This is a genomic window from Actinospongiicola halichondriae (assembly GCF_049103745.1).
GTDB lineage: Bacteria > Actinomycetota > Acidimicrobiia > Acidimicrobiales > Salinilacustritrichaceae > Salinilacustrithrix > Salinilacustrithrix halichondriae.
The window spans coordinates 3296928-3322223 of the sequence record NZ_CP171622.1 but is presented as its reverse complement, the minus strand read 5'-3'; the positions used below and the strand labels follow the sequence as shown (position 1 = coordinate 3322223).

Genomic DNA, 25296 nt, shown 5'->3' with positions numbered 1-25296 from the left:
GACGGGGGGCCCAGCGACGGGAGGCTCGACGACGGTGCTCATCGGGCCACCTCCCCGGCGGCCACGAGCGCTCGCTCGGGTTCGGGCCCGTCATCCGACGGAGGCGTGGGGTCGGGAGCCTCGTCGTCGATGCGACGGTCCTCGAGCAGGCTCGGGACGTGGATGCCACGTCGGCGGGCGATGCGTCGCAGGACCCCGTCACGCAGGCGGAACATGCCGCCGCCGAGTCCCTCGGGGAGCACGACGAGCAGCAGCAGGATCCCCACGCCGCTGGCGATCAGCGACCACTGGGCGGGAAGGAAGAACTCGGCACCTCGGACGTAGCCCGCGCCCATGAGCGCTCCGCTGATGGTGCCGAGTCCGCCGATCACCACCATCGAGAACAGCCGGATCGAGACGTCGGCACCGAACGCGTCGGCGAAGATCCCGCGCTGGTTGACGACGTAGAGGCTTCCGGCGAATCCGGCCAGGGCACCGGAGATGGCGAAGCCGGTGAGCTTGGCGACCGTCGGCGCGATGGTGAGCGTCGACGCTGCGGGTTCGTTGTCGCGGACCGCGATCAGCATCCGACCGATGCGTGACCGTCGGAGGTTGCGGGCCACGGCGATGGCGAGGAGCAGCCCGACGAGGCACACCTCGTACTGGACCCAGTCGACGCGGAGGTCGATGCGCTTCCACAGCACCGGGGCCTCGACGCCCTTGGGCACGAACCACCCGAAGTACGTGTCGCTGAGGAACACGGTCGCAGTCGTGACCGCGAACGCGAGGGTGGTGACCGCGAGGAACGGCCCGCGCACCCGGAGTGCGGGGAGGCCCACGACGACGGCCACCGCGGCGGCGACCGCGATCCCCACGGGGACGGCCAGCAGGTAGTCCCATCCATGGGTCCCGTAGAGCGTCCCGGTGGCGGCCCCGCCGATCCCGACGAAGGCGAACTGGCCGAGGCTGATCTGGCCGGCCCACCCGGTGAGGACCAGCAGCGACACGGCCACGATGCCGTAGATGAGCAGCAGCGACATCGCCTGTTCCTGGCTCGGACGTGCCCACACCGGCACGGTGACTGCGGCGACGAACACCAGACCACCGATCAGGCGGGTTCCCCACAGCACCTCGGGGAGACGGCGCAGTTCGGCGGGGATCGGCCGCACCTCGCGCACGGCCTTCCACGACGAGATCCCGGTCTCGACCGACCGGGCGAATGCGTCGCGCTGCACGAGGAGCGCCACGAGGATCACCCCGACGAGGAGGGCGTCGACGATGCTCGTGTTCGAGAACTCCGAGCTGGCGAGTTCCTCGAAGACCCCGATGCCGACGGCGGCGACGACCGTGGTCGGCAGCTTCTCCATGCGTCCGATCACCGCGGCGGCGAGGATCCGCAGGAGCAAGGCGTTGCCGCCGCCGGAGACGCCCGAGAACGAGGCGAAGCCGAGCAGTGGCACCCGCAGCATCACGGCGGTGGCCGACAACAGCGCGGCGATGGCCCAGACGAGGCCGGACAGGCGCTTGACCGGGACGCCGAGCAGGTTGGCGCGGTCGTCGTTCTCGGCCGCGGCGCGCACGGCGATCCCGTAGTCGGTGCGGAAGAGGAAGGTGCCGAGCAGGAACAGGGCCAGCGGCACGATCACCAGCACCAGCAGGTAGTTGCCGTCGAAGGTGATCGGGTCGACGGCGAACGTGAACGAGAACGGGGTGGCGAACCGCCCGGCCGCGATGCCCGTGAACAGCAGGGGGATGAGGATGGCCAGCCCGGCGAGGATCTGCGCGATGCCGATGGTCGCCACCGTGAGGATCAGCCGGGGCGCCTTGCGGAAGCGACGGATCACCAGGGCGTCGATCGTCCAGCCCATCGCCGCGGCGATGACCAGTCCCGCGGCGATGGCCACGAAGTAGTTGACGTCCCACTGGATGACGAACTCGATCGCGAGGACGGCCGCAACCGATCCGAGTTCGGCCTGGGCGAAGTTCACGATGCCGTTGCCGCGGTAGACGAGCACGATGCCGATCGCGCCGAGCGCGTAGAGCGATCCGATGACCGCCCCGCGCAGGAGGATCCCCGGCGGTGCGCCACGGTCGAGGAGCGCGTCGAGCACGGCCCATCCGGCCAGGAGGCCGACCGTGGCCAGCACGGCGCGAACCGGGGCGGGGAGGCCGCGGCGAGCGTCGCCGAGACGTTGGAGTGTCGCCGTCATCGCTGCCTCATCTCCCCGGGTAGACCGGCGGGTCCTCCGCCGGCCACTCGCCGTTGCGGAACCGTCGGCCCCCGTACGTCTCCACGTACGTCCCGGCCTCGCCGTCGGCGGGTGAACGCCCGTTGGCGATCCAGTAGATCTCTCGGCTGTCGTCGATCGCGGCGTGGTCGCCGCCACCGGGGGTGCCGTCGGGAGCGTCCTGGAACGACCAGTAGCCGAGCGAGAAGTCCGGCGCTCCGAGCGGTGGGAGTGCCCGGGCCCCGGCCGCGACCGTGGCGGGAGTGAGGTTCGGTCCGGCCGCCTGGATGAAGTTGTAGACGAACGACACGTTGTGGAACTGCCCGCTGGTCCCGGCGGGGATCTGTCGGCCGGTGATGGCCTGGTAGAGCTTGCCCGGCTCGCCCGTCGGCCCGAGGAGCTTGGGCGTCGCGCCGAGCTGGCTCATGCCGAAGAGGTGTCCGTCGACCTGGTCCTGGTCGTAGAGGCGAGCGGCGTTGTCGATGTCGGTCAGCGCGATGCCGATGACCAGCCACTCCGGGTGATAGTTCTGCGACGTCGCCGACTGGGTCAGGAAGATGGCCGAGATGGCATCGCAGGCCAGTACGACCGAGGTGACGCCGTCCCGCTTGAACTGGATGATCCCTCGTGCGGCCTCGTCGGGGAACCGCGAGACGTCGAGCGTGTAGTTGTAGGTCGAGCCGGCGTCGACTCCGGTGCGCTTCGCCTCCGCCTTGCCGATGTCGGCGCAGGCGGTGTCGCCCCCGTCACCGACCGGCGTGTAGGTGCCGAACTTGCGGTCCTTGGCTCGCAGTTCGTCCGACCCGGCGTACTTCGCCGGCTTGAAGGCCAGACGCTTCTCGAAGTACTCGTACACCTGGTAGTTGATCCGCTCGCACTCCATGATGATCGCCCAGACGTACGGGTCGTACTTCCGGTTGAAGGTCTCGGATGCGTAGCTCGCCCCGTCGAGCACCATGACCCCGCGCTGGGCGGCGCACTCGGTGAACGGCTTCGACAGCGCCGACTTCTCACCGACCACGGCGAAGGCGTTCAGCTCCTCGGCGACCACCTCGGCGTCGAGGCAGGCGCCTTCGCGGCCCCGACCCTGGGTCTCGAGCGTCGAGTCGCCGAACTCCGACTCGTACTCGATCCACTCGATCCGACGTCCGTACAGCTCGTACGTCTCGTCGAAGTGGTCGATGAAGGTCTGGCGGACCTGCCGCACCACCGAGTGGTCGGCGCCGCCGGCCTGGGCGACGACGGCGTCGACCGCCTGCGAGTTGGCCGAGTCCGGGTACCGGCGGCGGACGATGCGGATGGTGTCACCGCTCACGCCCTTGGCGGTGGCGCCGCCGTTGTCGCCCGAGAAGGCCGGAGTGCAAGGTGCCGAGTAGCTGTTGCCCGGGACCTGGTGGACGCCGGGCCCGCACTGGACACCGGCGCGGGACACGCCCGCCGGTCCGGCGGCAGTCGTGTCGGGTCCACCCGACCCGTCGACGGGGGCGGGGCCACCACCGCTCTCGGCGATGGTCGCGGTCGACCCGTCCGGGCCGACGACGGTCTGGTCCACGGTGGTCGACGAGCCGTCGGCCTCCGGGCCGGCCAGTTCGACTGCGTTCGGCGCTCCGTCGCCGGCGAGGGCGACCTCCTCGACCGGTCGGCTGGGGAACACGGCCGCCGCCACCACCCAGGCCGCGAGCACGCCATAGGCGATGCCGAAGCGGCGTAGGTGGACGCGCACCGGCGCTTCGTTGGCCACCGGATCGACCGGATCTGTCATCTGTCCCCCGAATGCGTTCCACCGCTCACGGACGTGAGCGGTTCCCTTGGACGTGCATCCGACCCCCGGATCTTGACCCGAGGGTCAAGATCCGATGGTGAGCGATTCGACGCAGTCCGACCGACTTCCTCCCCCGGTCCGAGAATCGTCGTCGTCGTGACGAATGCGGCCGTGGCGGCGGGTCCGACGCCGCGCTGGGGCTCCGCGGGCCCCAGGACGGCCCATCTTGGCCGCCTTCTCTGCCGATCGGTAGGGTCTCCGGCCGTGTCGGAGTTCCTCCGGAATTATCTCACCGTTGCCATCTTCGGCGGCGTCGCCATCGCGCTGCTCGCCGGCGTGTTGGGCCTCGGCGCCCTGGTTCGCCCCAGTCGCCGTCAGCCTGGCAAGCATCTCAACTACGAATCCGGCGTCGACCCCGTGGGTGACGGCTGGTCTCAGAGCCAGGTCCGGTATTACATCTTTGCCCTGATGTTCGTCATGTTCGACGTCGAGGCGGTGTTCATCTTCCCGTGGGCCACCAGGCTCGAGGCGTACCAGGTGTTCGGCCTCGTCGAGATGATCATCTTCATCGCCATTCTCGCCCTGGGCCTCGTGTATGCGTGGCGCAAGGGCGTGCTTCGCTGGATCTAGGCCTCAGGGTCTTCGAGGAGTCGTCCGATGGGTCTCGTGGAGAGCGGCAAGCTGCCGAAACCGCTCACGAAGTTGCTCAACATCTCGCGCAAGTACTCCCTCTGGATGTACCAGTGGGGCCTTGCCTGCTGCGCGATCGAGATGGCCGGCGCCATGGCCGCGCCCCGCTTCGACATCATGCGCCTGGGCGTCATCCCGTTGCCGGCGTCACCCCGCCAGGCCGACCTGCTCTGCGTCTCCGGCACCGTCACCGACAAGATGGTCCCGTCGGTGCGTCGCCTCTGGGAGCAGATGCCCGATCCCAAGTACGTGATCTCGATGGGCTCGTGCGCCAACTGTGGCGGCCCCTACTGGGACAGCTACTCGGTGACCAAGGGTGTCGACCAGGTCATCCCCGTCGACGTCTACGTCCCCGGTTGCCCGCCCCGGCCCGAGGCTCTGCTCGAAGGCGTGGTCCTGTTGCAGGAGAAGATCGCCAACGAGGACATGGCCGACAAGTGGCGAGGTGATCCGATTGTCGTCAGCTGACACCACGACCGAAGACCCCGGCACCGAAGACACAGGCACCGAGGACACCGGCACCGACGAACCGGCCGCACCGTCCGACGAACTCCGTGAAGGGCTCCTGGCCCAGCTCACCGAGGCACTCGGCGATGCGCTCGTCGAGTCGCACATCGATCCGGGCCGCCAGCTCTACCTGCGGGTCGCTCCCGAGTCGTGGAAGCAGGTCCACCTGCAGCTCCGCGATCAGTTCGGCTTCAAGTTCTTCGAGTTCCTCTCGGCCATCGACTGGCTTCCCTCGCCCTACGGCAAGTCCGAGGACGCCACCGCCGACGCCGGTGTGTCGGTCACCACGATCGCCGAACCGGGCGAGATCGAACAGGGCCACGGCGGCGGTGAGACCCGATTCCAGGTCTTCACCCGCCTGGTCGACATCACGCGCCAGAGCCTCGGCGTGATCATCAAGGTCGACGTCCAGGATCCCAACGAGTTCGAGGGTGCGGACCTCGAGACGCTGATCTCGATCTTCCCCGGTGCCAACTGGCACGAGCGGGAGATCCACGAGATGTTCGGCATCCGCTTCGCCGGTCACCCGTACCTCGAGAAGCTGTACCTGCCCACGGGATTCGAGGGGAACCCCCTGCGCAAGGACTTCCCGCTGCTGGCCCGCCACGTCAAGCCGTGGCCGGGCATCGTCGACGTCGAGCCCATGCCCGACGCCGGTGACGACGCCGAAGAAGCCGATGCGGAAGGAGACGACTCGTGACCGTGACCCCACCGCAGACGACCGAGATCCCCGAGGCCGACCAGATCGCCTACATCGCGGCCAAGGCCGCCGATTCGCGCGTGAACATCGAGCTCGAGACCGACGACGGCATGACGCTGAACATCGGGCCACAGCACCCGGCGACGCACGGCACGCTCCGCATCGTCGCCAAGCTCGACGGCGAACAGGTCCTGTGGGCCGAGCCGATCATGGGCTACATGCACCGCGGCTACGAGAAGCTCGTCGAGGTGCGGACCTACCCGCAGGTCACGACGCTGGTCAACCGCATCGACTGGCTCGGCAGCTTCGCCAACGAGGTCCCCTTCATCCTCGCCTGCGAGGAGCTGATGGAGGTCGAGGCACCGCCTCGGGCCCAGTACATCCGCACGATCCTCCACGAGATGGGCCGCATCGGCCACCTCATCATGGGTGTCGGCGACATGGGCGTGCAGATCGGCGCACTGACGCCGATGTTCTACGCGTTCCGCGATCGTGAGTACCTGCTCAACCAGATCGAGGGCGCCACCGGCGGCCGCTTCCACCCCAACTTCGACCGCATCGGCGGCGTCAAGGACGACTTCCCGGCAGGGTGGATCGCCGAGACGCAGCGGATCATGAAGAAGATGACGGCGTTCTGTGACGAGATGGACGATCTCCTCATGGGCAACGAGATCTTCGAGGCCCGTACCCGTGGCATCGGCGTCATTCCACCCGAACTCGCCCAGCTCTACGGCCTCTCCGGCGCCAACCTGCGTGCGTCGGGCGTCGACTGGGACCTGCGCCGCGACACCGAGTCGCCCATGGCCTGGAAGCACGCCGACTTCAAGGTGATCACCCACACCGACGGTGACTCCTACGCCCGCACGTGGTGCCGGCTCCAGGAGATCCGCGAGTCGGCCAAGATCGTCACCCAACTCCTCGACGACCTCCCGGCCGGGCCGATCATGGCCAAGGTGCCCCGCATCATCAAGGTGCCCGCGGGCGAGGCCTACGTGGCCACGGAGAACCCGCTCGGCGAGATGGGCTACTACGTCATCTCCAAGGGCGACCTCGGACCGTTCCGGGTCAAGATCCGTACCGCCAGCTTCTCGAACGTGTCGATCGTGCCGTGGCTCCTCCGGGGCGTCTACGTGCCCGACATCATCACGATCCTCGGCTCGCTCTACTTCATCCTCGGGGACATCGACCGTTGAGCACGCTTCCCATCTTCGCCGGCGCGTTCGACGCCTACTGGACGCAGTCGATCCTCCGCTCGGTCGGCGTGCTCGCCGCCGTGCTGTTGCCGGCCGGCACGTTCGTCTACGTCTTCCTGTTCAAGATGGTCAGCTTCATGCAGAACCGTCTCGGCCCGATGGAAGCCGGCCCCTACGGCTCGATGCAGCTCCTCGCCGAGGTCGGCAAGTCGCTCCAGAAGGAGGACATCGTCCCCGACCGGGCCGACAAGACCCTCTTCAAGCTGGCGCCGTACCTCGTGGTCGGCACCGTGTTGCTCACCTACATCGCGGTCCCCTTCGGCCCCGACATGGTGTTCATCGACAACCGCACCTTCGGCACCGGCATCTTCTTCGTGATGGCCGTGTCGTCGATCTCGGTGATCGGCATCATCCTCGCCGGCTGGGCGTCGGCGTCGAAGTACTCACTCCTCGGAGGGCTCCGTGCCGCCGGGCAGCTCATCGCCTACGAGCTCCCGCTGGTGCTCTCGGTTGTCGGCGTGGTCATCCAGGCCGGCACCCTCGACCTCCAGCGCATCGTTGCGGCGCAGGCCAACGGGGAGATCTTCGGCTGGGGCGCCCTCGGCAACCCCTACATCCTCACCCAGGGTGTGGCGCTGATCATCTTCATGATCGCCATGCAGGCCGAGCTCGGCCAGACGCCCTTCGACATGCCCGTCGCCGAGTCGGAGCTGGTCACCGGCTACATGACCGAGTACACGGGCCTGCGCTTCCTCCTCTTCTTCATCGGCGAGTTCGCCTCCGCCGGCGCCTTCTCGGCCATCGCCGCCACGCTGTGGCTCGGTGGCTGGTACGTCCCCGGTCTCGACATGACCGCCGACTACATGAACGTGGTGGGGCCGCTCGTGCTCCTGGGCAAGACGATGATCTTCGGCGGCATCATCTTCTTCGTCCGCTTCACCTACCCCCGATTCCGAGAGGACCAGCTCCAGCGCTTCGCCTGGAAGGTCCTCATCCCGCTGGCGCTCGTCAACATCTTCGTCACCGGCGTTCTCAAGGTGGTCTTCTGATGCCGAAACCGCAGCTTCCCGGCGTCATCAAGGGTCTGACCGTCACCTTCAAGGAGATGCTCTCCCCGAAGGTCACGGTGCAGTACCCGCACGAGAAGGAGCCGCCGCCCACGCGGGCCCGCGGTGTCATCGCCCTCAAGGAAGAGAACTGCACCGTCTGCATGCTGTGCTCGCGCAGCTGCCCCGACTGGTGCATCTACATCGAGGGCCACAAGGAGAAGGCGCCGCCGCGTCGTGCCGGGGGCAAGCCCCGCACCGTCTCGGCGCTCGACCGCTTCGACATCGACTACGCGCTGTGCATGTACTGCGGCATCTGCGTCGAGGTCTGTCCCTTCGACGCCCTGTTCTGGAGCCCGGAGTTCGAGTACTCCGAGCCCCGCATCGCCGACCTGCTCCACGACAAGGAGCGCCTCGGTGAGTGGATGGAGACCGTCCCCGACTTCGAGGCCTACGAGGCCGGCTCGGAGCAGAAGGTCCGGAAGGTGCCCCGCTGATGGTCCTCGCTGCTGACGGGTTCGCCCAGAACCTCTTCTTCTACGTGATCGCCGCCGGCATGGCGTTCTCCGCGATCCGCGTGGTCACGGTCAAGAACGTGGTGCATGCCGCCATGTACCTGGTCCTCGTGCTCGCCGGCGTGGGCGCCCAGTTCATCCTGCTGGCGTCCGAGTTCGTGGCCGCCACGCAGGTGCTGGTCTACATCGGTGCGGTCATCGTGCTGGTGCTCTTCGGCGTCATGCTCACCCGGGCCAAGCTCGGCGAAGACGTCAACCTCACCAACGACTACTGGTGGCTCGGCGCGATCTCGTCGGTCATGGTCTTCGGGATCATGGCGTACTCGTTGCTCGACTACTTCGGCGACGAACCGCTCGATCAGGCCGGCACCAACAGCCAGTTGGTCGGCAACACCGAGCAGGTCTCCGACGCGATCTTCGGCCAGTACCTGGTGCCGTTCGAGATCATCTCCGTCCTGCTCCTCGGCGCACTCGTGGGGGCCATCGTGTTGGCCCGCAAGGACTGAAGGAGGACCCATGGACGACGTCATGCTCAACCAGTTCCTGCTGCTCGCCGCCATCTTGTTCTCGACCGGCGTCTACGGCGTCCTGGCCAAGAAGAACGCGATCCTCGTGCTCATGTCGATCGAGTTGATCCTCAACGCGGTCAACATCAACCTCGTCGCCTTCGGTGCCCACAACGGCACCATCGTCGGGTCGGTGTTCGCGCTCTTCGTGATCGCCGTGGCCGCGGCCGAGGTCGGCGTCGGCCTCGCGATCGTCCTGCTCATCTACCGCAACCGCAAGAGCGTCGACCTCGACGACGTCGCGCAGATGAAGGGCTGACCCAGTGTTCGCAAACGCAGTGATCGCTGCAGAAACGGTCGAGGCCGGTTGGTTCCTCGAGCACGCCTACCTGGTGCCGCTGATCATGGCGGCCTCGTTCGGGCTGACCCTCGCCATCGGCAAGCGCCTGGGCAAGAACGCGTCGTGGATCGGCATCGTCGCCATCGGCACGTGCTTCCTGTTCGCCATCGCCGCCAACGTCCAGTGGAACTCCTACGTCCACGACTCCGAGCACGCCGGTGAAGCCGGAACGCACGGTGACGAGGACCCCCACGCCGACGAGACCGACTCGCACGGCGAGGAAGACCCCGCGGCCGACGATCACTCCGGCGACGAAGCTCCGGCCGACGACCACGCCGACGACCCCGCCGCCGAAGAAGAGCACTCCGCCGGTGCGACCGACGTCGTCGGCCCGCTGGTCGACGGCGAGAGCGCCGCCGCCCGTGCCCCGCCCGTCGTGGCCGAAGAAGCGGGCGAGGACGAGCACCACGCCCCCGAGTACGAGGTCGTCCCCGTCACCCAGACCTGGACCTGGTGGACCAGTGGAACCATCGAGTTCCAGGCCGGCATGCTCCTCGACGGCATGGCCGTGATGATGCTCTTCGTCGTCACCCTGATCTCGCTGCTCGTGCACGTCTTCAGCACCGACTACGTCGCCGGCGACCGTCGCTACACCCACTACTTCGCCTTCCTCAGCCTCTTCTCCGCCGCCATGCTCGGCTTCGTGATGGCGCAGAACACCCTGCAGCTCATCACCATGTGGGAGCTCGTCGGCGTGTGTTCGTTCGCCCTCATCGGTCACTGGTGGGAGGAGAAGCCCAACTCCGACGCCGCCCTCAAGGCGTTCCTCACCAACCGCGTCGGCGACGTCGGCCTCCTGGTCGGCATGATCACGCTGTTCTTCGCCGCCAACCAGACCTTCGACATCGTCGAGATCAACACGCTGGCCAACGAGGGTGCGATCACCCACACCGCACTGCTGGTGTCGAGCCTCTGCCTGCTCGCGGCGGTCATGTCGAAGTCGGGCCAGTTCATCCTCCACACCTGGCTCCCCGACGCCATGGCCGGCCCCACGCCCGTCTCGGCGCTCATCCACGCCGCCACCATGGTCGTGGCCGGCGTGTTCATGGTCGCCCGCATGTACGGCGTCTTCTGGAACGGCCTGGTCATCGGCGGATCGTCGATCAACGCCCTGGCTGTCGTCGGCGGCGTCACCGTGATCGGCGGCGCAGGACTGGCCTTCGTCCAGTCCGACATCAAGAAGGTCCTCGCCTACTCGACCATCAGCCAGCTCGGCTACATGGTCATGGCCCTCGGCGTCGGCGCCTGGACCGCCGGGATGTTCCACCTCTTCACCCACGCGTTCTTCAAGGCCGGACTGTTCCTCGGCGCCGGTTCGGTGGCCCACGCGGTCCACAGCTTCGACATGAAGAAGGACATGGGCGGCATGAAGCAGTTCATGCCCAAGACCTTCGTCACCTTCATGATCTGCACCGGCGCGCTGATCGGCATCTTCCCGCTGGCCGGCTTCTGGTCGAAGGACGAGATCCTCGCCGGCGCCGACCAGCTCGGCAGCGGCTACACGGCGTTCATGGTCGTCGGCAGCATCGGCGCCTTCATGACCGCGGCGTACATGACCCGCCTCATCTACCTCACCTTCTTCGGCGAGTACCGCGGCGGTCATCACGACGACGACCACGCCGATGCTCATGACGGCGATCACGCTGCTGATCACGACGACGACCACGCCGAGGCCCACGGCGACCCGCACGAGTCCGGCCCCCGCATTCTCGTGCCGCTCTACATCCTCGCCACGCTCGCCGTCGTCGCCGGCTTCACGAACCTGCCCGACACCGGCGCTCTCTCGTTCATCCCCGAGGGCCTCGCGCTGCGGTTCGAGCACCTCTACGAGCCGGTCGGGGCCTACTTCCCGAGCTTCGGTTCGGTCGAGGCCGCGTTCGCCCACCCCGAGTTCAGCTGGCAGATCGCCGTCGGCTCGAGCCTCGTCGGCTTCCTCGGCATCGGCCTCGCCTACGCCTGGTACTTCAAGGGCATGGGCCCGCACGGCATCACCGAGCGGTCCAAGCTCGCCAAGGCCGGCCACACGTTCCTCGTCGAGAAGTACTACCTCGACCACCTGTACACCGGGATCATCGCCGGCGGCGTGAAGGGCCCGATCGCCAAGGGCGTCAACTGGTTCAACAAACACGGGCTCGACGGCATCGTCGACGGCGCAGGCAAGAGTGCCGTCGTCGGCGGCAAGTTCGTCTACAACACCATCGACCAGAAGTTCGTCGACGGCATCGTCGACGGGTCGGGTGCCACCGCAGAAGGTGGCGGCCAGGTCTTCCGGCAGATGCAGACCGGCAAGGTCCAGCAGTACGCCGCCATCTTGTTCGTCGCCAGCGTCGTGCTCGCCGGCGCATTCATCATCGTCATCTAGAGGATCAGGAACACGTACATGGATTTCATCCAGGACTGGGGACTCACCGCGATGGTGTTCGCGCCGCTCGCCGGCGTGGCCCTCATGATGCTGTTCCCCAAGGACGCCGAGGAGACGCACAAGATCGTCGCCATGGGCGCCTCGCTGGTCAGCGCCGCCCTCGGCATCGCGGTCTTCGCCGACTTCGACTTCGACAACACGGGCGTCATGCAGTTCGCTCGATCCGACAAGTGGATCGACGTGATCAACGCCCGCTATTCGATCGGCATCGACGGGATCTCGGTCCCGCTGATCGCGCTGACGCTGCTCATCACGCCGTTGGTGATCATCTACTCGTGGAACCACTTCCCCGAGCCCCACAACCCCAAGGCGTTCCTGTCGCTGATCCTGGTGCTCCACACCGGCATGCTCGGCACCTTCGTCGCCCAGGACCTCATCCTCTTCTTCGTCTTCTTCGAGGTCGTCCTGCTCCCGATGTACTTCATGATCGGTGTCTGGGGTGGCCCCGAGCGGCAGTACGCGTCGATCAAGTTCTTCCTCTACACGCTGTTCGGCTCGGCGCTCATGATCCTGAGTTTCCTCGCGCTGTTCTTCCTCACCGGTGGGACGACCTTCGAGATGGCAAAGCTCGCCGATCTCGTTCAGTCGATGGACATCGCCCGGGGCACGCAGATCCTGGTGTTCGGCGGCATGTTCATGGGCTTCGGCATCAAGGTGCCGATGTTCCCGTTCCACACCTGGCTGCCCGACGCCCACACCCAGGCGCCCACACAGGGCTCCGTCATCCTGGCGGCCGTGCTCCTGAAGCTCGGTACGTACGGCTTCATCCGCGTCGCCCTGCCCATCCTCCCCGAGGGTGCCGAGGCCTGGGCCCCCTGGATCGGCCTGCTCGCCGTCATCGGCATCATCTACGGCGCACTCGGCTGTCTCGCCCAGACCGACATGAAGCGCCTGATCGCCTTCTCGTCGGTCGCCCACATGGGCTACGTGATGCTCGGCATCGCCACCCTCACCGACTTCGGCCTCAACGCCGCGGTCTTCGGCATGGTCGCCCACGGCCTCATCACCGGCATGCTCTTCTTCGTCGCCGGCTCGCTCAAGGAGCGGTACCACACGCTCGAGATCAAGCGTCTCGGCGGCCTGCTCCTGTCGGCCCCCCGCATGGGCTGGATCCTCGGCCTCTGCACCATGGCATCGCTCGGTCTGCCCGGCCTCGCCGGCTTCTGGGGTGAGTTCCCCGCCATCCTCGCGGCCTACCAGCCCAAGGAAGGCCTGCCGGTCGAGTTGTTCCGCGGCTACATGGTCGTCGCCGCCATCGGCACGGTCCTCGCCGCCGGCTACCTCCTGTGGCTGTACCAGCGCACGGCGTTCGGCACGGTCTCCGAGGAGTTCGAGAACGACGAGAACATCACCGACGTCCAGCCGACCGAATGGCTCGCGTGGACGCCGTTGCTCATCCTCATCCTCGTCCTCGGCGTCTACCCCAACCTGATCTTCAAGATCACCGACGGATCGATCATCAACGTGGCCAACTCGATCGCCGCAGCGACGGGGAACTGACCCGATGCTGGCCCTACTCGCACAGGTCGGGGACTTCGTCCGACCCGAGATCGACTACCACGCGTTCGCGCCCGAGTTCGTCCTCGTCGGCACGCTCGTGGTCGTCCTCCTCGTCGATCTGATCAAGCCCGAGGGCAACAACCCCTTCGTGGCGTCGCTGGCCGGTCTCGGCCTGCTCGGCGCCGTGATCCCGGTGATCACCCTCGCAACCGACGGCGCCGACCGGTCGATGTTCGGTGGGGCCTACGTCGTCGACAACTTCTCCCTGGTCCTCAAGGCGTTCTTCCTGCTCACGGCGTACGTGGTCGTCCTGTTGTCGACCAACTACATCGCCGAGGGCGACTACGCCGAGGGCGAGTACTACTTCCTCGTGCTGTGCTCCGTGCTCGGCATGACGGTGATGACCAGCGCCCGGGACCTGATCACGATCTTCGTCGCGCTCGAGCTGCTGTCGATCCCCGCCTACATGCTCGCCGGCTGGCGCAAGCGCGACCTCATGGGCAACGAGGCGGGCGTGAAGTACTACCTGATGGGTGTGTTCGCCTCGGCGATCCTGCTCTACGGCATGTCGCTGCTCTTCGGCATCGCCGGCGACACCCGCCTCACCGAGATCGGAACCGCCATCAGCGGCACCGCCGGCAACGCACCGATGGTCACGCTGGCCATCGTGTTCACCGTCATCGGGTTCGCGTTCAAGGTCTCGGCCGTGCCGTTCCACACGTGGGCGCCCGACACCTACGAAGGCGCGCCGACCCCGATCACGGCGTTCCTCGCCGTCGCCTCCAAGGCCGCCGGCTTCGTGGCGCTGCTCCTCGTCATCTTCATCGCCTTCCCCGGTCGCTCCGACGTGATCGAGCCCCTCATGTGGGTGCTCGCCGCCGCCACGATGACCGTCGGCAACATGATCGCCCTGCGCCAGACCAACGTCATCCGCATGCTGGCCTACTCGGGTGTCGCCCAGGCCGGGTTCATGCTTGCGCCGCTCGCGGTCGGCTCCGAGCTGTCGGCCCGGGCCGTGGTCACCTACCTGTTGATCTACGCCGCCACGAACCTCGGCGCGTTCGCCTGCGTGATCGGCATCGCCCGCAAGACCCGCTCGGCCGAGATCGACAGCTACGGCGGCCTCTTCGAGTACGCCCCGGGCCTCACCGTCGTGCTGACGCTGTTCCTGTTCAGCCTCGCCGGCATCCCGCCCCTCGGTGGCTGGCTGGCCAAGTTCGTCGTGTTCCGCGCGCTGGCCGACGCCAACACGGCCTCGGGTTACGTGCTCGGTGCGATCGTGGCCGTGAACTCGGTCATCGCGCTGTACTACTACGCCAACATCGCCCGTCAGATGTGGATGAACCCGCCGCCCGACGACGACCGCACGCCCATCGTGGTGCCGTTCTCGATCCAGGCGGCCATCGGGCTCACGATCGTGGCCACCTTCGCCTTCGGCGTGTCCGACATCGCCACCCGCCTCGGCGACCAGGCGACCTTCCTCTTGGCGGGGATGGGCTGAGTCGTTCGTCGGCCCTGGCGGGCCTCCTCACCCGGAAGGGCTAGCCCATGCAGCGGGTCGAGGAGTTCGTGGAGCGGGCGCTGTACGGCCCCGCGGGGTTCTACGAGACGGGCGGCCGTGCCGGCCGGCGGGGCGCGAGCTTCGTCACCAGCGTCGAGTCCGGGCCGCTGTTCGGGGCCGTGATCGCCCGCGCGCTCGACGCGTGGTGGAGCGCCGCCGGCGAACCCGAGGAATGGATCGTGGTCGACGCCGGCGCCGGACCCGGGACGCTCACCCGCACCATCCGAACCGCCGAGCCTCGCTGCGCCGGCGCACTCCGTCTGGTCTGCGTCGAACGATCGGCCGCCCAGCGCGACCTCCACGACGCGGCCGACGAATCGTCGACGGAACTCCCCCCGCAGGCCGACGTCATCGTCGCCAACGAGTTGCTCGACAACCTGCCCTTCGGGATCGAGGAGGAGACCGACGACGGCTGGGTCGCCGTCCACGTCGACGACGACGGCTCGACGTCCCCCGATGCCGGTGGGCGTCGTCGTCCCGTGGTCCCGATGGCCAGCGCGTGGGTCGACGACGCCCGCGCACGACTCCGACCCGGCGGGCGGCTGGTCTGCTTCGACTACGCGGACACCACCGCTGACCTGCAGGAACGGCCGTGGACCGAGTGGGTCCGAGCCTTCGCCGGTCACGAACAGCTCGCCGACCCGCTCGTCGAACCCGGCACGCGCGACGTCACCGTCGTCGTCCCCCACGACCAGCTCCCGACGCCCACGTCGTCGACGACCCAGGCCGACTGGCTCCGCGCCCACGGCATCGACGAGCTGGTCGAGGAAGGCCGGCGCCACTGGGACGCGCATGCCGCAGCCCCCGACGTGCGAGCGATGCGCATGCGCAGCCGGATCAACGAGGCGGACGCCCTGATCGACCCCGCAGGTCTCGGGGCGTTCTGGGTCGGGGAGTGGCTGGCCTGAGCATTGGCCCGGTCACCCGGGCAGGCATCGCCGGTGTCGTGCGAAGCTGCAAGCCATGACTGCGAGGATCTCGACGTTCGACCCGCTGCTCGGAGGCGCGGACGCCGACGCCATGCTCGAGTTGTGCCGGACCTTCGGTGACGGCGCGTCGCAACGAGCCGGCTACGGGATGTACTCCAACGAGGGGTTCGACACCGGCTACGCCCCGAAGCTCGCCCAGCGGATCGACACGATCCTGAACTACCTGGCCGATCACGCCGACTCGGGTCTCGACACCCGGACCCTCGCGGCCCGGACCAACTACTTCCGCGAGACCTATGCCTACGGCGAGGAGATCGCCGCTCCCGGCGTCGAGGCGTTCTACCGCCACGACGGTCTCGTCGCTGCAGCGTCCGAGCTCTTCGACGGTCGGCCGATCGTCGAGCCGGCGATCGTCTACGCCAACATCCTCGTCCCGGGACAGGTGCTCACCGTCCACACCGACGTCCCCGAGTTCCGGGGAGCGAGCCGCAAGACCACACCACAGTGGTTGCTCGTGGTGATGCACCACTCGGGTCTCTTCGAGTCGTGGCGCATGCCGATCGCCACGGCCATCGCCTACTTCGGGCAGGACGAAGGCGGGATGCTCCGCTACTACCCCGACGGCCACGACCAGCCTCCGGCGCACTTCCCCACGGGCCACGACACGGCGATCCTCCTCGACACGGACTCGGTGTTCCACGCCGTCGAGTTGGTGACCGGACCTGGCGAGGACGAGGTCGCTCGGCTCGCCCCCGGCATGCGCCTGGTGGCCGACGGTGACGACTGGGTGGTGCGGTCGGACGACACCGACGAGGTCGTCCGCTACCGCGACCGCGACATCCGGTTCTCGGTGTCGTGGAAGGCGTACTGCTTCGCCGACGAGGCCGAGCGGGACGCCTGGCGGGTCCACGGTGACGACCTCTCGCTCGACGACATCCTCACGACCCTCGAGGACGACCTCCGCGATCGGGGCGCCCTCGTCGGCGACCGCCCCGAGGAGCACGACTTCGCCCGCCTCCTCATCGCGACCCACATCGCCTTCCCTCCGACCCACCGCGGCTGACCATCTACGGTGGCGCAATGCGCACTGCCGTCACCGAACGCCTCGACATCGAGTTCCCGATCCTCGCCTTCAGTCACTGCCGCGACGTCGTCGCCGCAGTCACCAACGCCGGCGGGTTCGGGGTCCTCGGGGCCGTGGCCCACAGCCCTGAGCAACTCGCCATCGACCTCGACTGGATCGCCGAGGAGACCAAGGGCAAGCCCTACGGCGTCGACCTGCTGATCCCGCAGAAGTACGTGGGTGCCGACGACGGTGGTCTCGACAGCGGGAGCCTCCGGGACCTGATCCCCGCCGAGCACCGCGAGTGGCTCGACGGCCTGCTGGCCCAGAACGGCATCCCCCCGTTGCCCGACGACGAGTCGAAGTCGTCGACCATGTTCGGTGGGATGCGCGTCGACCCCAAGTCGATGGCGCCCCTGGTCGACGTGGCCTTCTCGCACGGGATCTCGCTCATGGCCAGCGCGCTCGGCCCGCCCCCGCCCTGGCTCGTCGAGCGTGCCAAGGCCGAAGGTGACATCCCGGTCGCCGCCCTCGCCGGATCGCTCGAGCACGCCGTCCGTCACGACCAGGCCGGCGCCGACATCATCATCGCCCAGGGCACCGAGGCCGGCGGTCACACCGGCGAGGTGGCGACCATGGTGCTCGTGCCCGAGGTCGTCGACGCCGTGAAGGCCCCGGTGCTCGCCGCCGGCGGCATCGGCCGTGGACGCCAGATCGCGGCCAGCCTCGCGTTGGGTGCCGAGGGCGTCTGGTGCGGCTCGGTGTGGCTGACGACGCAGGAGTCCGAGACCTCCGACGTCATCCGCCAGAAGTTCGTCGAAGCTCCTTCGTCCGGCACCGTGCGCTCCCGCTCGCTCACCGGCAAGCCGGCCCGCATGATCCGCACCGACTGGACCGACGCCTGGGAGTCGGCCGAGTCGCCGGGCACGCTGGGCATGCCCCTCCAGTCGTTCCTCGTCTCCGAGGCGCAGCGACGCATCGCCCGCGTCGCCGCCAAGGACGAAGGCGCTCGCCGCCTCTCGACCTACTTCGTGGGCCAGATCGTCGGATCCATGAACTCGGTGCAGCCCACCGCTCGCGTGGTGCTCGACATGATCGACGAATTCATCGACGCCGTGCAGCGTCTCGACACCCTCATGGAGTCCTGATGTCCGAACTCACCCCAGCCGAGGCAGAAGCGTTCCGCGCTCGCTGCATCGCGTTCCTCGACGAGCACGCCACCGGCATCCACCTCGACGGCGACCCCGATCCCCGCGCCGAGAAGCGCCTCCGTGCCGCCCAGCAGTTCCAGCAGGCGCTGGCCGACGCCGGCCTCGCCGGGCTCACCTACCCGACCGAGTTCGGGGGGCAGGGGCTGTCGAAGGCGCACGACAAGATCTGGCGTGAGTGCTACAGCCAGTACCCGTTCATGACCGCCGAGCTGACGATCAGCCACGGGATGTGTCTCCCGATGCTCGCCGAGTACGGCAACGACGAGCAGAAGGCCGAGTACCTCGCCGACAACATCGCGGCCCGGACCGTGTGGTGCCAGATGTTCTCCGAGCCCGGCGCCGGCTCCGATGTCGCCAGCCTCCAGTCGCGCGCCGAGCGCGACGGCGACGAGTGGATCCTCAACGGCCAGAAGGTCTGGACGACGCTCGCTCACCTCTGCGACTACGGCATCGTGATCGCCCGGACCGATCCCGAACAGCCCAAGCACGCCGGCATCTCGATGTTCATCGTCGACATGAAGGCCCCGGGCGTCGAGATCCGGCCCATCCACCAGGTCGACGGCGGCCTGCACTTCAACGAGATCTTCTTCACCGACGTGCGGATCCCGGCCGCCAACCTCGTCGGCGACCTCAACAACGGCTGGCGGCTCGCCACCGCGATGCTCATGTACGAGCGCGTGGCCATCGGCGGCGGCGGCACCGACGGCGTCACCCATGCGGGGGCCGACGCACTGATCGCCGAGGCCGAGACCCGCGGTCTCCTCGACGACGAGCAGCTGCGCGACGACCTGATGAACCTGTACGTGCAGGAGTCGGTGAAGTCGATGAACTCGCTGCGCACCCGCGCCGAGCTCAAGGCCGGCAAGACGCCGGGCCCGGCCGGATCGCTCGGCAAGTTGCAGGGCACGCTGGTCAGCTACCTGCTGCGCGACCTGTCGATGCGGATCGTGGGCGCCGACGGCGTGGCATGGGCCGATGAGAAGGGTCAGCGCTGGGCGACCCAGGCCATCCGCGTGATGGGGAGTGGCATCGCCGGCGGGACCAACGAGATCCAGAAGAACATCATCGGTGACCGCGTCCTCGGCCTGCCCCGCGACCTCAGCGTCGACAAGAACCTGCCGTTCAAGGACCTCAAGGTCGGCACCCAGCGCGACGCCTGACCCCCCCCAAGAAAAACCCGTTCTGGTGAACACCTGCAACCACCAGATGACGTGATCGTTCACCAGAACGGGGTCGGGTTGTCGGTCGAGGTGGGTCAGGCCGGGTCGAGGCCCATGTTCTCGCGGAACTCGGCCGTCGAGTTGGTGTGGGGGAACGGTTCGTCCGGCACGGGTACGCCGAGGGCGTCGCAGATCGGCTCCCAGCCGTCGCCTGTCTGCCAGATCACGAGCCGGTCCGGTGGTGCCGTGGCGCGCACGTCGGCATTCCAGGCGTCGACGGCGGCCATGGCCGCGTCACGATCGAGGAAGTCGGGCGTGAACCGTTCCTCGAACATGGCGATCGCCATGTCCCACCAGGGGTTGGTGCCGGGCTCGTCCCACTCGTCCCGTGGCTTCTTGAATCCCTCGAGGATGGTGCTGTCGGCCGAGCGGAACCAGGCGTCGGCCGGGCGCTCGGAGTGCAAGATGACCGCGTCCGGAAACGCCTCGGCCATGTCCTTCCAGCACGCGGCCGCAGGCCAGTCGACGGCAGCGGCGTAGCCGTCGAGGAACGCAGGCCAGTCGGTGGTCCCGCCGGTGATCGCGTTGTGCCACTGCGCGGGGTGTTCGGGGTGCTCGAAGCACTCGGTCATGTGATAGCAGGGCGCCCCGAGGAGGATCTCGAGCGCCGCCTTCAACGACTTGGTCCCCGTCCGCCCCAACCCGCTGCCCACGACCTGCATCGTCATGCGCGGGAGTCTGTCAGCTGATCGGCGCCAGGTTCTGGAATGCGCGCTTGCGATCGATCGTGCGTTGATCCTCGTCGAGCTTCAGCGCGCCCCGGATCTCGTAGGTCGCTGCGTACTCGGGACGGATCTCGCCGTCGTCGTCGACCAGCCAGCGCATCGCCAACCGCCGGGGGACCAGGACCTTGTCGACCTCGACGTGAGTGCCGAAGACGTGGTCCCAGAACGGTGACGTCACGCCGTGGTTCTGCATCGGTGCCTGGAAGTGGTGGATGAAGTGGTGACGACGGACCGATGCCTCGTAGCGGCCGAACCAGCCGGCAGGGATCGCCCGGCGATGGGCCCGCCAGTGGACCAGGTCGTAGAACGCATAGCCGACGAGGTACCCGAGACCGACGCCCCAGCCAGCGGAGCGGAGGCCCACGAGGTCGCCGAGGCCGGGCAGTCCCAGCAACGACAAGGCGAGGACACCGGCCCAGGAGAGGTACCACGACTCGAGCACCGTGTCCTCGGAGCCGTGGTGGCGGAGGTGCTCGCGCGAGCCGTAGTTGGCGCCCTTGGCCTCGTGGAAGGCGAAGCGGTGGAGCGCGTACTCCATGAACGACCACAGGGCGACGCCGACGGGCATCGCGGCGAACAGCGCGACGCCGAGGTCGGGAGTGGTGAGGGGGATCATGCGGTGCCTCCGTCGGGAAGGGGTCGGGCGAGGGGAGTGGTGGCGAGCTCGTCGACCACGAGGTGGGCATCGCCGAGCGCTGCGGGGTCGGCGCCCCAACCGAGCAGGAGTGCGTCGAGGACGGTGCGGCCGGCAGCACCGGGGCTGAGCAGATCGGGGTCCCAGCGCTCCACCACCGCCAACTGCACGCAGCCGGTGAGCGACGCAGCGAGGGCGATGGTGCGGGACCATGCGTCGCCGTCGTCGAGGTGGTGGGCGTGGGTGGCCGCCGAGAGCCGTGCCTCGGCCAGGCCCAACAGGCGAAGGGCCGCAGGGACGACGCGGCCGCCCTCCTCGGCGGGGACGGTCTCGCTGACGTCGGACAACAGCAGCATCAGCAACTGCATCTCTTCGGGGTAGGTGGCTGATGCCGTGAGCCAGAACCGGCCGAAGGCGACGATCGGTGCCAGGTGAGCGACGTCGGCGGAGCGGCCGGCGACCACACGGTCGACGTCGCCGGAGAGCACCAGCGCCGACGCGGCGAGACGCTCGATGGCCTCACGTTGGACCTCGGCGAGGAGCGCGCCCTTCGACGGGAAGTACGTGTAGACGCTGCCGACCGATGCGCCGACCTCGGTGGCCAGCCGCTGCATGGTCAGTGCGTCGAGGCCCTCCTCGAACACCAGGTGGAGCGCGGCCCGCAGGTACTCGCGGTGGCGCGCCAGCCGGTTGCGCTCACGAGCGCCGACCGGGCCGGAGTCGCTGTCCGGGTCGTCGTGCGGATCGCCGGCGGGGACGCTGGCCAGTTGAACCATGTTCAAAGAATGAACGAGGTTCAGGTTTGTGTCAAGTCGCCGTCGTCGGCGCCCGCGTTATGGTCGCCGTCGCAGCCCACGAACCCAGACCTGACGGGGGAGTCACCCATGAGCGAGACCACCAATCCGGATCACGCTGGCAACCCAGCCATCGAGGCCCTCGGGGCCGAGACCAGGACCTTCGCTCCACCTGCCGACTTTGCGGCGCAGGCGCTCACCAACGACCGGTCGCTCTACGACGAGGCCGACGCCGACCCGGTGGCCTTCTGGGAGCGCCAGGCACGTGAACTCGTCACGTGGCGCAAGGACTGGGACACGGGTCTCGAGTGGGACCTCCCGTACGCCAAGTGGTTCGTGGGTGGATCGCTCAACATCGCCGAGAACTGCCTCGACCGTCACGTCGAGGCCGGCCGTGGCGACAAGGTGGCGTACCACTGGGAGGGCGAACCCGGCGACACCCGCACGTTCACCTACGCACAGTTGCTCGACGACGTGTGCCGGTTCGCCAACGTGTTGAAGGACCTCGGCGTGGGCAAGGGCGACCGGGTGTGTCTCTACATGCCGATGATCCCCGAACTGCCGATCGCGATGTTGGCCTGCGCCCGCATCGGGGCCCCGCACTCGGTGGTCTTCGGCGGGTTCTCGTCCAACGCCCTCGCCGACCGGATCAACGACGCCGAGGCCAAGGTCCTCATCACCGCGGACGCCGGCTACCGACGCGGCGTCCCCGCCACGCTCAAGCCGGCCGCAGACGTCGCCGTCGCCGACACCACCTCCATCGAAGCCGTCGTCGTGGTCAACCGATGCGACACCGCTCCGGCGATGGTCGAGGGTCGTGACCACTGGTGGCACGACCTCATGCAGTCGGCCAGCGCCGACTGCCCGGCCGAGGAGATGGACAGCGAGGACCTGCTCTACCTGCTCTACACGTCGGGCACGACCGGCAAGCCCAAGGGCATCATGCACACGACGGGCGGCTACCTCACGCAGGTCGCCTTCACCCACAAGTACGTCTTCGACATCCACCCCGAGACCGACGTCTACTGGTGCGCGGCCGACATCGGTTGGGTCACCGGACACAGCTACATCGTCTACGGCCCGCTGACCAACGGGTGCACGAGCGTGATGTACGAGGGCGTGCCCAACCATCCGGGCAACGACCGACTCTGGGACATCATCGAGCGCTACGGCGTGACCAAGTTCTACACGGCGCCCACGGCCATCCGGACGTTCATGAAGTGGGGTCGCCAGGAGCCCGACGGCCACGATCTGTCCAGCCTGAAGCAGCTCGGCACGGTCGGCGAGCCGATCAATCCCGAAGCGTGGATGTGGTACCACGAGGTCATCGGCGGCGAGCGTTGCCCGATCGTCGACACCTGGTGGCAGACCGAGACGGGCGGCATCATGATCAGCCCGCTGCCCGGCGTCACGACGACCCGTCCGGGCACGGCGACCCACCCGCTGCCGGGCATCTCGGCCGAACTGGTCGACGACGAAGGCAACCCGGTCGCCGAGGGCGGCGGCTACCTGACGATCACCAAGCCCTGGCCGTCGATGCTCCGCGGCATCTGGGGCGACGACGAGCGCTACCGCGAGACCTACTGGTCGCGCTTCGAGGGCCGCTACTTCGCCGGCGACGGCGCCAAGATCGACCCCGACGGCTACCTGTGGGTCCTCGGCCGCGTCGACGACGTGATGAACGTCTCCGGCCACCGCTTGTCGACCACCGAGATCGAATCCGCGCTCGTGAGCCATCCGTCCGTGGCCGAGGCCGCGGTCGTCGGCGCCACCGATGCGACGACAGGCCAGATCCCCATCGCCTACGTGATCCTCCGCGGCGACATGGACGAGGAGGGCCTCGGCGAGACCCTGCGCGAGCACGTGTCGAAGGAGATCGGTCCGATCGCCAAGCCCCGCACGGTCATCCTCGTCCCCGAGCTCCCCAAGACCCGTTCGGGGAAGATCATGCGACGGCTTCTGCGCGACGTGGCCGAGGGACGCGACCTGGGCGACACCACGACGCTCGCCGACGCGAGCGTCGTCGACGAGATCACCAGCCGCGCCGCCGGCAGCGACGAGGACTGACGTGCGCCGGCAGAACGCCCTCCGTGCCGTTGCCATCGCGGCGGTCCTCGCCGCGGGCACCGCCGCGTGCGGCGACGATGCCGCGGACGACGCGGCGCCGACCTCGACGACCGAGGACACCCCGGTCGCCGTCGACGACACGACGACGACTGCTCCACCCGACGAGACGACGACCACCACACCCGCCGACGTCCCGGCCGACGACGAGTTGCCCGACGATCCCGGCGATGACGACGGTCGGGGAGACCCACTGGTCTTCGTCGCCGACCTCGCCGGCGACACCGAGGTACCAGGACCCGGCGACGACGGCGCATCCGGGCGCGTCGAGATCGAGTCCGCAGTCGCCGGAGAGTGGTGTCTCGACATGGAGGCCACCGGCCTGAGCGCCGCGGTCACCGACTCGCACATCCACTTCGGTCCGGCGGGCAGCAGCGGCGACGTGGTGATCCCCATCGGGAAGCCCACCTCGACCGACGGCGACACCGACACCTGGACCGACGTCTGCGTCACCGTGGCCGACGACCTGGTGGCCGAGGTCATCGACGCCCCCGACGCGTTCTACGCCAACATCCACACCGCCGACTTCGGCGGCGGCGCCATCCGCGGCCAACTCGAACTGTCGAGCATCTTCGACCTCACCCTGTCGTGAGCGAACGCCGCTGGGTCGATCCCGACAACTGGTGCTGGCGTGACGGGCCGGTCGACCCGGGCGAGACCGTCGTCTTCGACATGGACGGCGTGCTGTCCGATGCGACCCGTCGTCAGCACTACCTCGAATGGCCGCGCCGCGACTGGGAGTCGTTCTTCGAGGAGTGTGGCGACGATGCGCTCATCGACGAGGTCGCCCGGCTGCTCGACTGCCTCGACCCCGAGCTGCGCATCGTGTTGCTCACGGCCCGCCCGATCCGAGTCCAGCCCCAGACACTGCGTTGGCTCGATCGCTACGGGCTCCGGTGGGACCTGCTGATCATGCGCGACTGGGGCGACTACATGGCCGCCCCACACTTCAAGCGCCTGACCACCCAGGAGCTACGAGCCTTCGGGTTCGATCTGCGCCTCGCGTTCGAGGACGACCAGCGCAACGTCGACATGTTCCACAGCGAAGGCGTGCCCTGCGTCTACATCCACAGCGGCTACCACACGTGATCTTGCTTGCTCAGTCCAGCCCCAGCGCGTCCAGGGCGGCTCGGACGAACGACTGCTCGTCGAGGGGCTTGCGGAGGACCGCGGTGCAGCCGCGCTCGAGCATCTTCTGAACGCGGAACGGGCTGGCGGCGGCGGTGGCCATGACCACGGGGATCTGCGCGAGGTCGGGATCCGACTTGAGGATCTCGACCAGTTCGTCGCCGCTCAGGTTGGGCATCATCGCGTCGGTGATGACCAGGTCGGGCGGATCGTCGCGGATCATCGCGAGCGCCTCGGCACCGTCGAGGGCGAGTTCGACCGTGAAGCCGGCCTCGGTGAGCCAGAACTCGATGAGGCCGTGCAACGGTCGCTCGTCCTCGACGTAGAGGACCCGGGGAAGCGGAGACACGGCGATCAGCATGCCTCGCTCACGTGTCCCTGTGTTCTCGCCTGTGGGAACTGCCGGCGCCGCCGAGACGTTGCAACCAACGAACGCTGCGCTTCGTGCACCGTCGGACT

Annotated in this window: 24 protein-coding genes; 18 read left to right on the top strand and 6 right to left on the bottom strand. The window is 68.1% G+C overall.

Annotated elements, in window-relative coordinates:
* Positions 1 to 38: 38 nt before the first annotated feature.
* Both AB8619_RS16435 and AB8619_RS16430 read right to left on the bottom strand, forming a co-directional pair.
* Positions 39 to 2189, bottom strand: a complete 2151-nt coding sequence (locus AB8619_RS16435) for a branched-chain amino acid ABC transporter permease (protein WP_436793712.1) — start codon at positions 2187 to 2189, stop codon at positions 39 to 41.
* A 7-nt stretch (positions 2190 to 2196) separates the two neighbouring features.
* Entirely contained in the window at positions 2197 to 3969 is a 1773-nt protein-coding gene (locus AB8619_RS16430; RefSeq protein WP_436793711.1) for a hypothetical protein, read from the bottom strand.
* A gap of 264 nt (positions 3970 to 4233) precedes the next feature.
* Here AB8619_RS16430 and AB8619_RS16425 point away from each other — a divergent pair, with 264 nt between their 5' ends.
* The 15 genes from AB8619_RS16425 to AB8619_RS16355 are packed head-to-tail and all read left to right on the top strand — an operon-like array spanning position 4234 to position 19372.
* The gene (locus AB8619_RS16425) at positions 4234 to 4599 is read left to right on the top strand and encodes an NADH-quinone oxidoreductase subunit A (protein WP_436793710.1); all 366 of its coding nucleotides are present in this window, start codon (positions 4234 to 4236) and stop codon (positions 4597 to 4599) included.
* A 27-nt stretch (positions 4600 to 4626) separates the two neighbouring features.
* Positions 4627 to 5127, top strand: a complete 501-nt coding sequence (locus tag AB8619_RS16420; RefSeq protein WP_436793709.1) for an NADH-quinone oxidoreductase subunit B — start codon at positions 4627 to 4629, stop codon at positions 5125 to 5127.
* Positions 5114 to 5866 carry an NADH-quinone oxidoreductase subunit C gene (locus AB8619_RS16415; protein ID WP_436793708.1) on the top strand — a complete coding sequence of 251 codons (753 nt, stop codon included), beginning with the start codon at positions 5114 to 5116 and terminating at the stop codon, positions 5864 to 5866. The genes AB8619_RS16420 and AB8619_RS16415 overlap by 14 nt, the downstream gene beginning before the upstream one ends.
* Positions 5863 to 7059, top strand: coding sequence for an NADH-quinone oxidoreductase subunit D (locus AB8619_RS16410; RefSeq protein ID WP_436793707.1), 1197 nt, complete (start codon positions 5863 to 5865; stop codon positions 7057 to 7059). Before AB8619_RS16415 ends, AB8619_RS16410 begins: the two co-directional genes overlap by 4 nt.
* Complete coding sequence (locus AB8619_RS16405; protein ID WP_436793706.1) at positions 7056 to 8108, top strand: complex I subunit 1/NuoH family protein; 1053 nt, start codon at positions 7056 to 7058, stop codon at positions 8106 to 8108. Before AB8619_RS16410 ends, AB8619_RS16405 begins: the two co-directional genes overlap by 4 nt.
* Positions 8108 to 8602, top strand: coding sequence for a NuoI/complex I 23 kDa subunit family protein (locus AB8619_RS16400; protein ID WP_436793705.1), 495 nt, complete (start codon positions 8108 to 8110; stop codon positions 8600 to 8602). Before AB8619_RS16405 ends, AB8619_RS16400 begins: the two co-directional genes overlap by 1 nt.
* Positions 8602 to 9126: an NADH-quinone oxidoreductase subunit J family protein gene (locus AB8619_RS16395; protein ID WP_436793704.1), complete on the top strand. Its 525-nt coding sequence runs from the start codon at positions 8602 to 8604 to the stop codon at positions 9124 to 9126. The genes AB8619_RS16400 and AB8619_RS16395 overlap by 1 nt, the downstream gene beginning before the upstream one ends.
* 10 nt (positions 9127 to 9136) lie before the next feature.
* Entirely contained in the window at positions 9137 to 9445 is a 309-nt protein-coding gene (gene nuoK / locus AB8619_RS16390) for an NADH-quinone oxidoreductase subunit NuoK (RefSeq protein WP_436793703.1), read from the top strand.
* Between the two features lie 19 nt (positions 9446 to 9464).
* Positions 9465 to 11888, top strand: coding sequence for an NADH-quinone oxidoreductase subunit 5 family protein (locus tag AB8619_RS16385; protein ID WP_436793702.1), 2424 nt, complete (start codon positions 9465 to 9467; stop codon positions 11886 to 11888).
* Positions 11889 to 11906: 18 nt separating this feature from the next.
* Entirely contained in the window at positions 11907 to 13448 is a 1542-nt protein-coding gene (locus tag AB8619_RS16380) for a complex I subunit 4 family protein (RefSeq protein ID WP_436793701.1), read from the top strand.
* Positions 13449 to 13452: 4 nt separating this feature from the next.
* Entirely contained in the window at positions 13453 to 14949 is a 1497-nt protein-coding gene (locus AB8619_RS16375; protein WP_436793700.1) for an NADH-quinone oxidoreductase subunit N, read from the top strand.
* A 47-nt stretch (positions 14950 to 14996) separates the two neighbouring features.
* Entirely contained in the window at positions 14997 to 15917 is a 921-nt protein-coding gene (locus AB8619_RS16370; RefSeq protein WP_436793699.1) for an SAM-dependent methyltransferase, read from the top strand.
* Positions 15918 to 15972: 55 nt separating this feature from the next.
* Positions 15973 to 17001 (top strand): hypothetical protein, encoded by a 1029-nt coding sequence (locus AB8619_RS16365; protein WP_436793698.1) that lies wholly within the window; start codon positions 15973 to 15975, stop codon positions 16999 to 17001.
* Positions 17002 to 17018: 17 nt separating this feature from the next.
* Entirely contained in the window at positions 17019 to 18149 is a 1131-nt protein-coding gene (locus AB8619_RS16360) for a nitronate monooxygenase (protein ID WP_436793697.1), read from the top strand.
* Positions 18149 to 19372, top strand: a complete 1224-nt coding sequence (locus AB8619_RS16355) for an acyl-CoA dehydrogenase family protein (protein WP_436793696.1) — start codon at positions 18149 to 18151, stop codon at positions 19370 to 19372. The genes AB8619_RS16360 and AB8619_RS16355 overlap by 1 nt, the downstream gene beginning before the upstream one ends.
* Positions 19373 to 19467: 95 nt before the next feature.
* Here AB8619_RS16355 and AB8619_RS16350 read toward each other — a convergent pair whose 3' ends face one another.
* From AB8619_RS16350 to AB8619_RS16340, 3 genes are read right to left on the bottom strand one after another with little or no spacing between them, the layout of a single operon-like run.
* A complete protein-coding gene (locus AB8619_RS16350) occupies positions 19468 to 20100 on the bottom strand; it encodes a sulfotransferase family protein (RefSeq protein ID WP_436793695.1) in 633 nt (210 codons plus the stop codon).
* A 13-nt stretch (positions 20101 to 20113) separates the two neighbouring features.
* The gene (locus AB8619_RS16345; protein WP_436793694.1) at positions 20114 to 20773 is read right to left on the bottom strand and encodes a sterol desaturase family protein; all 660 of its coding nucleotides are present in this window, start codon (positions 20771 to 20773) and stop codon (positions 20114 to 20116) included.
* Positions 20770 to 21567: a TetR/AcrR family transcriptional regulator gene (locus tag AB8619_RS16340; RefSeq protein WP_436793693.1), complete on the bottom strand. Its 798-nt coding sequence runs from the start codon at positions 21565 to 21567 to the stop codon at positions 20770 to 20772. Before AB8619_RS16340 ends, AB8619_RS16345 begins: the two co-directional genes overlap by 4 nt.
* 108 nt (positions 21568 to 21675) lie before the next feature.
* Between AB8619_RS16340 and acs the strand changes: the two genes are divergently transcribed.
* From acs to AB8619_RS16325, 3 genes are read left to right on the top strand one after another with little or no spacing between them, the layout of a single operon-like run.
* The gene (acs, locus tag AB8619_RS16335) at positions 21676 to 23652 is read left to right on the top strand and encodes an acetate--CoA ligase (protein WP_436793692.1); all 1977 of its coding nucleotides are present in this window, start codon (positions 21676 to 21678) and stop codon (positions 23650 to 23652) included.
* 1 nt (position 23653) lies between these two features.
* The gene (locus AB8619_RS16330; protein ID WP_436793691.1) at positions 23654 to 24301 is read left to right on the top strand and encodes a CHRD domain-containing protein; all 648 of its coding nucleotides are present in this window, start codon (positions 23654 to 23656) and stop codon (positions 24299 to 24301) included.
* Positions 24298 to 24798: a hypothetical protein gene (locus tag AB8619_RS16325; RefSeq protein ID WP_436793690.1), complete on the top strand. Its 501-nt coding sequence runs from the start codon at positions 24298 to 24300 to the stop codon at positions 24796 to 24798. Before AB8619_RS16330 ends, AB8619_RS16325 begins: the two co-directional genes overlap by 4 nt.
* Positions 24799 to 24808: 10 nt before the next feature.
* Here the strand turns inward: AB8619_RS16325 and AB8619_RS16320 are convergent, their stop codons facing one another.
* Positions 24809 to 25198, bottom strand: coding sequence for a response regulator (locus AB8619_RS16320; protein ID WP_436793689.1), 390 nt, complete (start codon positions 25196 to 25198; stop codon positions 24809 to 24811).
* Positions 25199 to 25296: the final 98 nt, after the last annotated feature.

Coding starts and splice junctions, on each gene's coding strand:
- AB8619_RS16435 (WP_436793712.1), bottom strand. CDS start 2,189: ATGACGGCGACACTCCAACGTCTCGGCGACGCTCGCCGCGGCCTCCCC.
- AB8619_RS16430 (WP_436793711.1), bottom strand. CDS start 3,969: ATGACAGATCCGGTCGATCCGGTGGCCAACGAAGCGCCGGTGCGCGTC.
- AB8619_RS16420 (WP_436793709.1), top strand. CDS start 4,627: ATGGGTCTCGTGGAGAGCGGCAAGCTGCCGAAACCGCTCACGAAGTTG.
- AB8619_RS16400 (WP_436793705.1), top strand. CDS start 8,108: ATGCCGAAACCGCAGCTTCCCGGCGTCATCAAGGGTCTGACCGTCACC.
- AB8619_RS16395 (WP_436793704.1), top strand. CDS start 8,602: ATGGTCCTCGCTGCTGACGGGTTCGCCCAGAACCTCTTCTTCTACGTG.
- nuoK (WP_436793703.1), top strand. CDS start 9,137: ATGGACGACGTCATGCTCAACCAGTTCCTGCTGCTCGCCGCCATCTTG.
- AB8619_RS16380 (WP_436793701.1), top strand. CDS start 11,907: ATGGATTTCATCCAGGACTGGGGACTCACCGCGATGGTGTTCGCGCCG.
- AB8619_RS16375 (WP_436793700.1), top strand. CDS start 13,453: ATGCTGGCCCTACTCGCACAGGTCGGGGACTTCGTCCGACCCGAGATC.
- AB8619_RS16370 (WP_436793699.1), top strand. CDS start 14,997: ATGCAGCGGGTCGAGGAGTTCGTGGAGCGGGCGCTGTACGGCCCCGCG.
- AB8619_RS16365 (WP_436793698.1), top strand. CDS start 15,973: ATGACTGCGAGGATCTCGACGTTCGACCCGCTGCTCGGAGGCGCGGAC.
- AB8619_RS16360 (WP_436793697.1), top strand. CDS start 17,019: ATGCGCACTGCCGTCACCGAACGCCTCGACATCGAGTTCCCGATCCTC.
- AB8619_RS16355 (WP_436793696.1), top strand. CDS start 18,149: ATGTCCGAACTCACCCCAGCCGAGGCAGAAGCGTTCCGCGCTCGCTGC.
- AB8619_RS16350 (WP_436793695.1), bottom strand. CDS start 20,100: ATGACGATGCAGGTCGTGGGCAGCGGGTTGGGGCGGACGGGGACCAAG.
- AB8619_RS16345 (WP_436793694.1), bottom strand. CDS start 20,773: ATGATCCCCCTCACCACTCCCGACCTCGGCGTCGCGCTGTTCGCCGCG.
- AB8619_RS16340 (WP_436793693.1), bottom strand. CDS start 21,567: ATGGTTCAACTGGCCAGCGTCCCCGCCGGCGATCCGCACGACGACCCG.
- acs (WP_436793692.1), top strand. CDS start 21,676: ATGAGCGAGACCACCAATCCGGATCACGCTGGCAACCCAGCCATCGAG.
- AB8619_RS16320 (WP_436793689.1), bottom strand. CDS start 25,198: ATGCTGATCGCCGTGTCTCCGCTTCCCCGGGTCCTCTACGTCGAGGAC.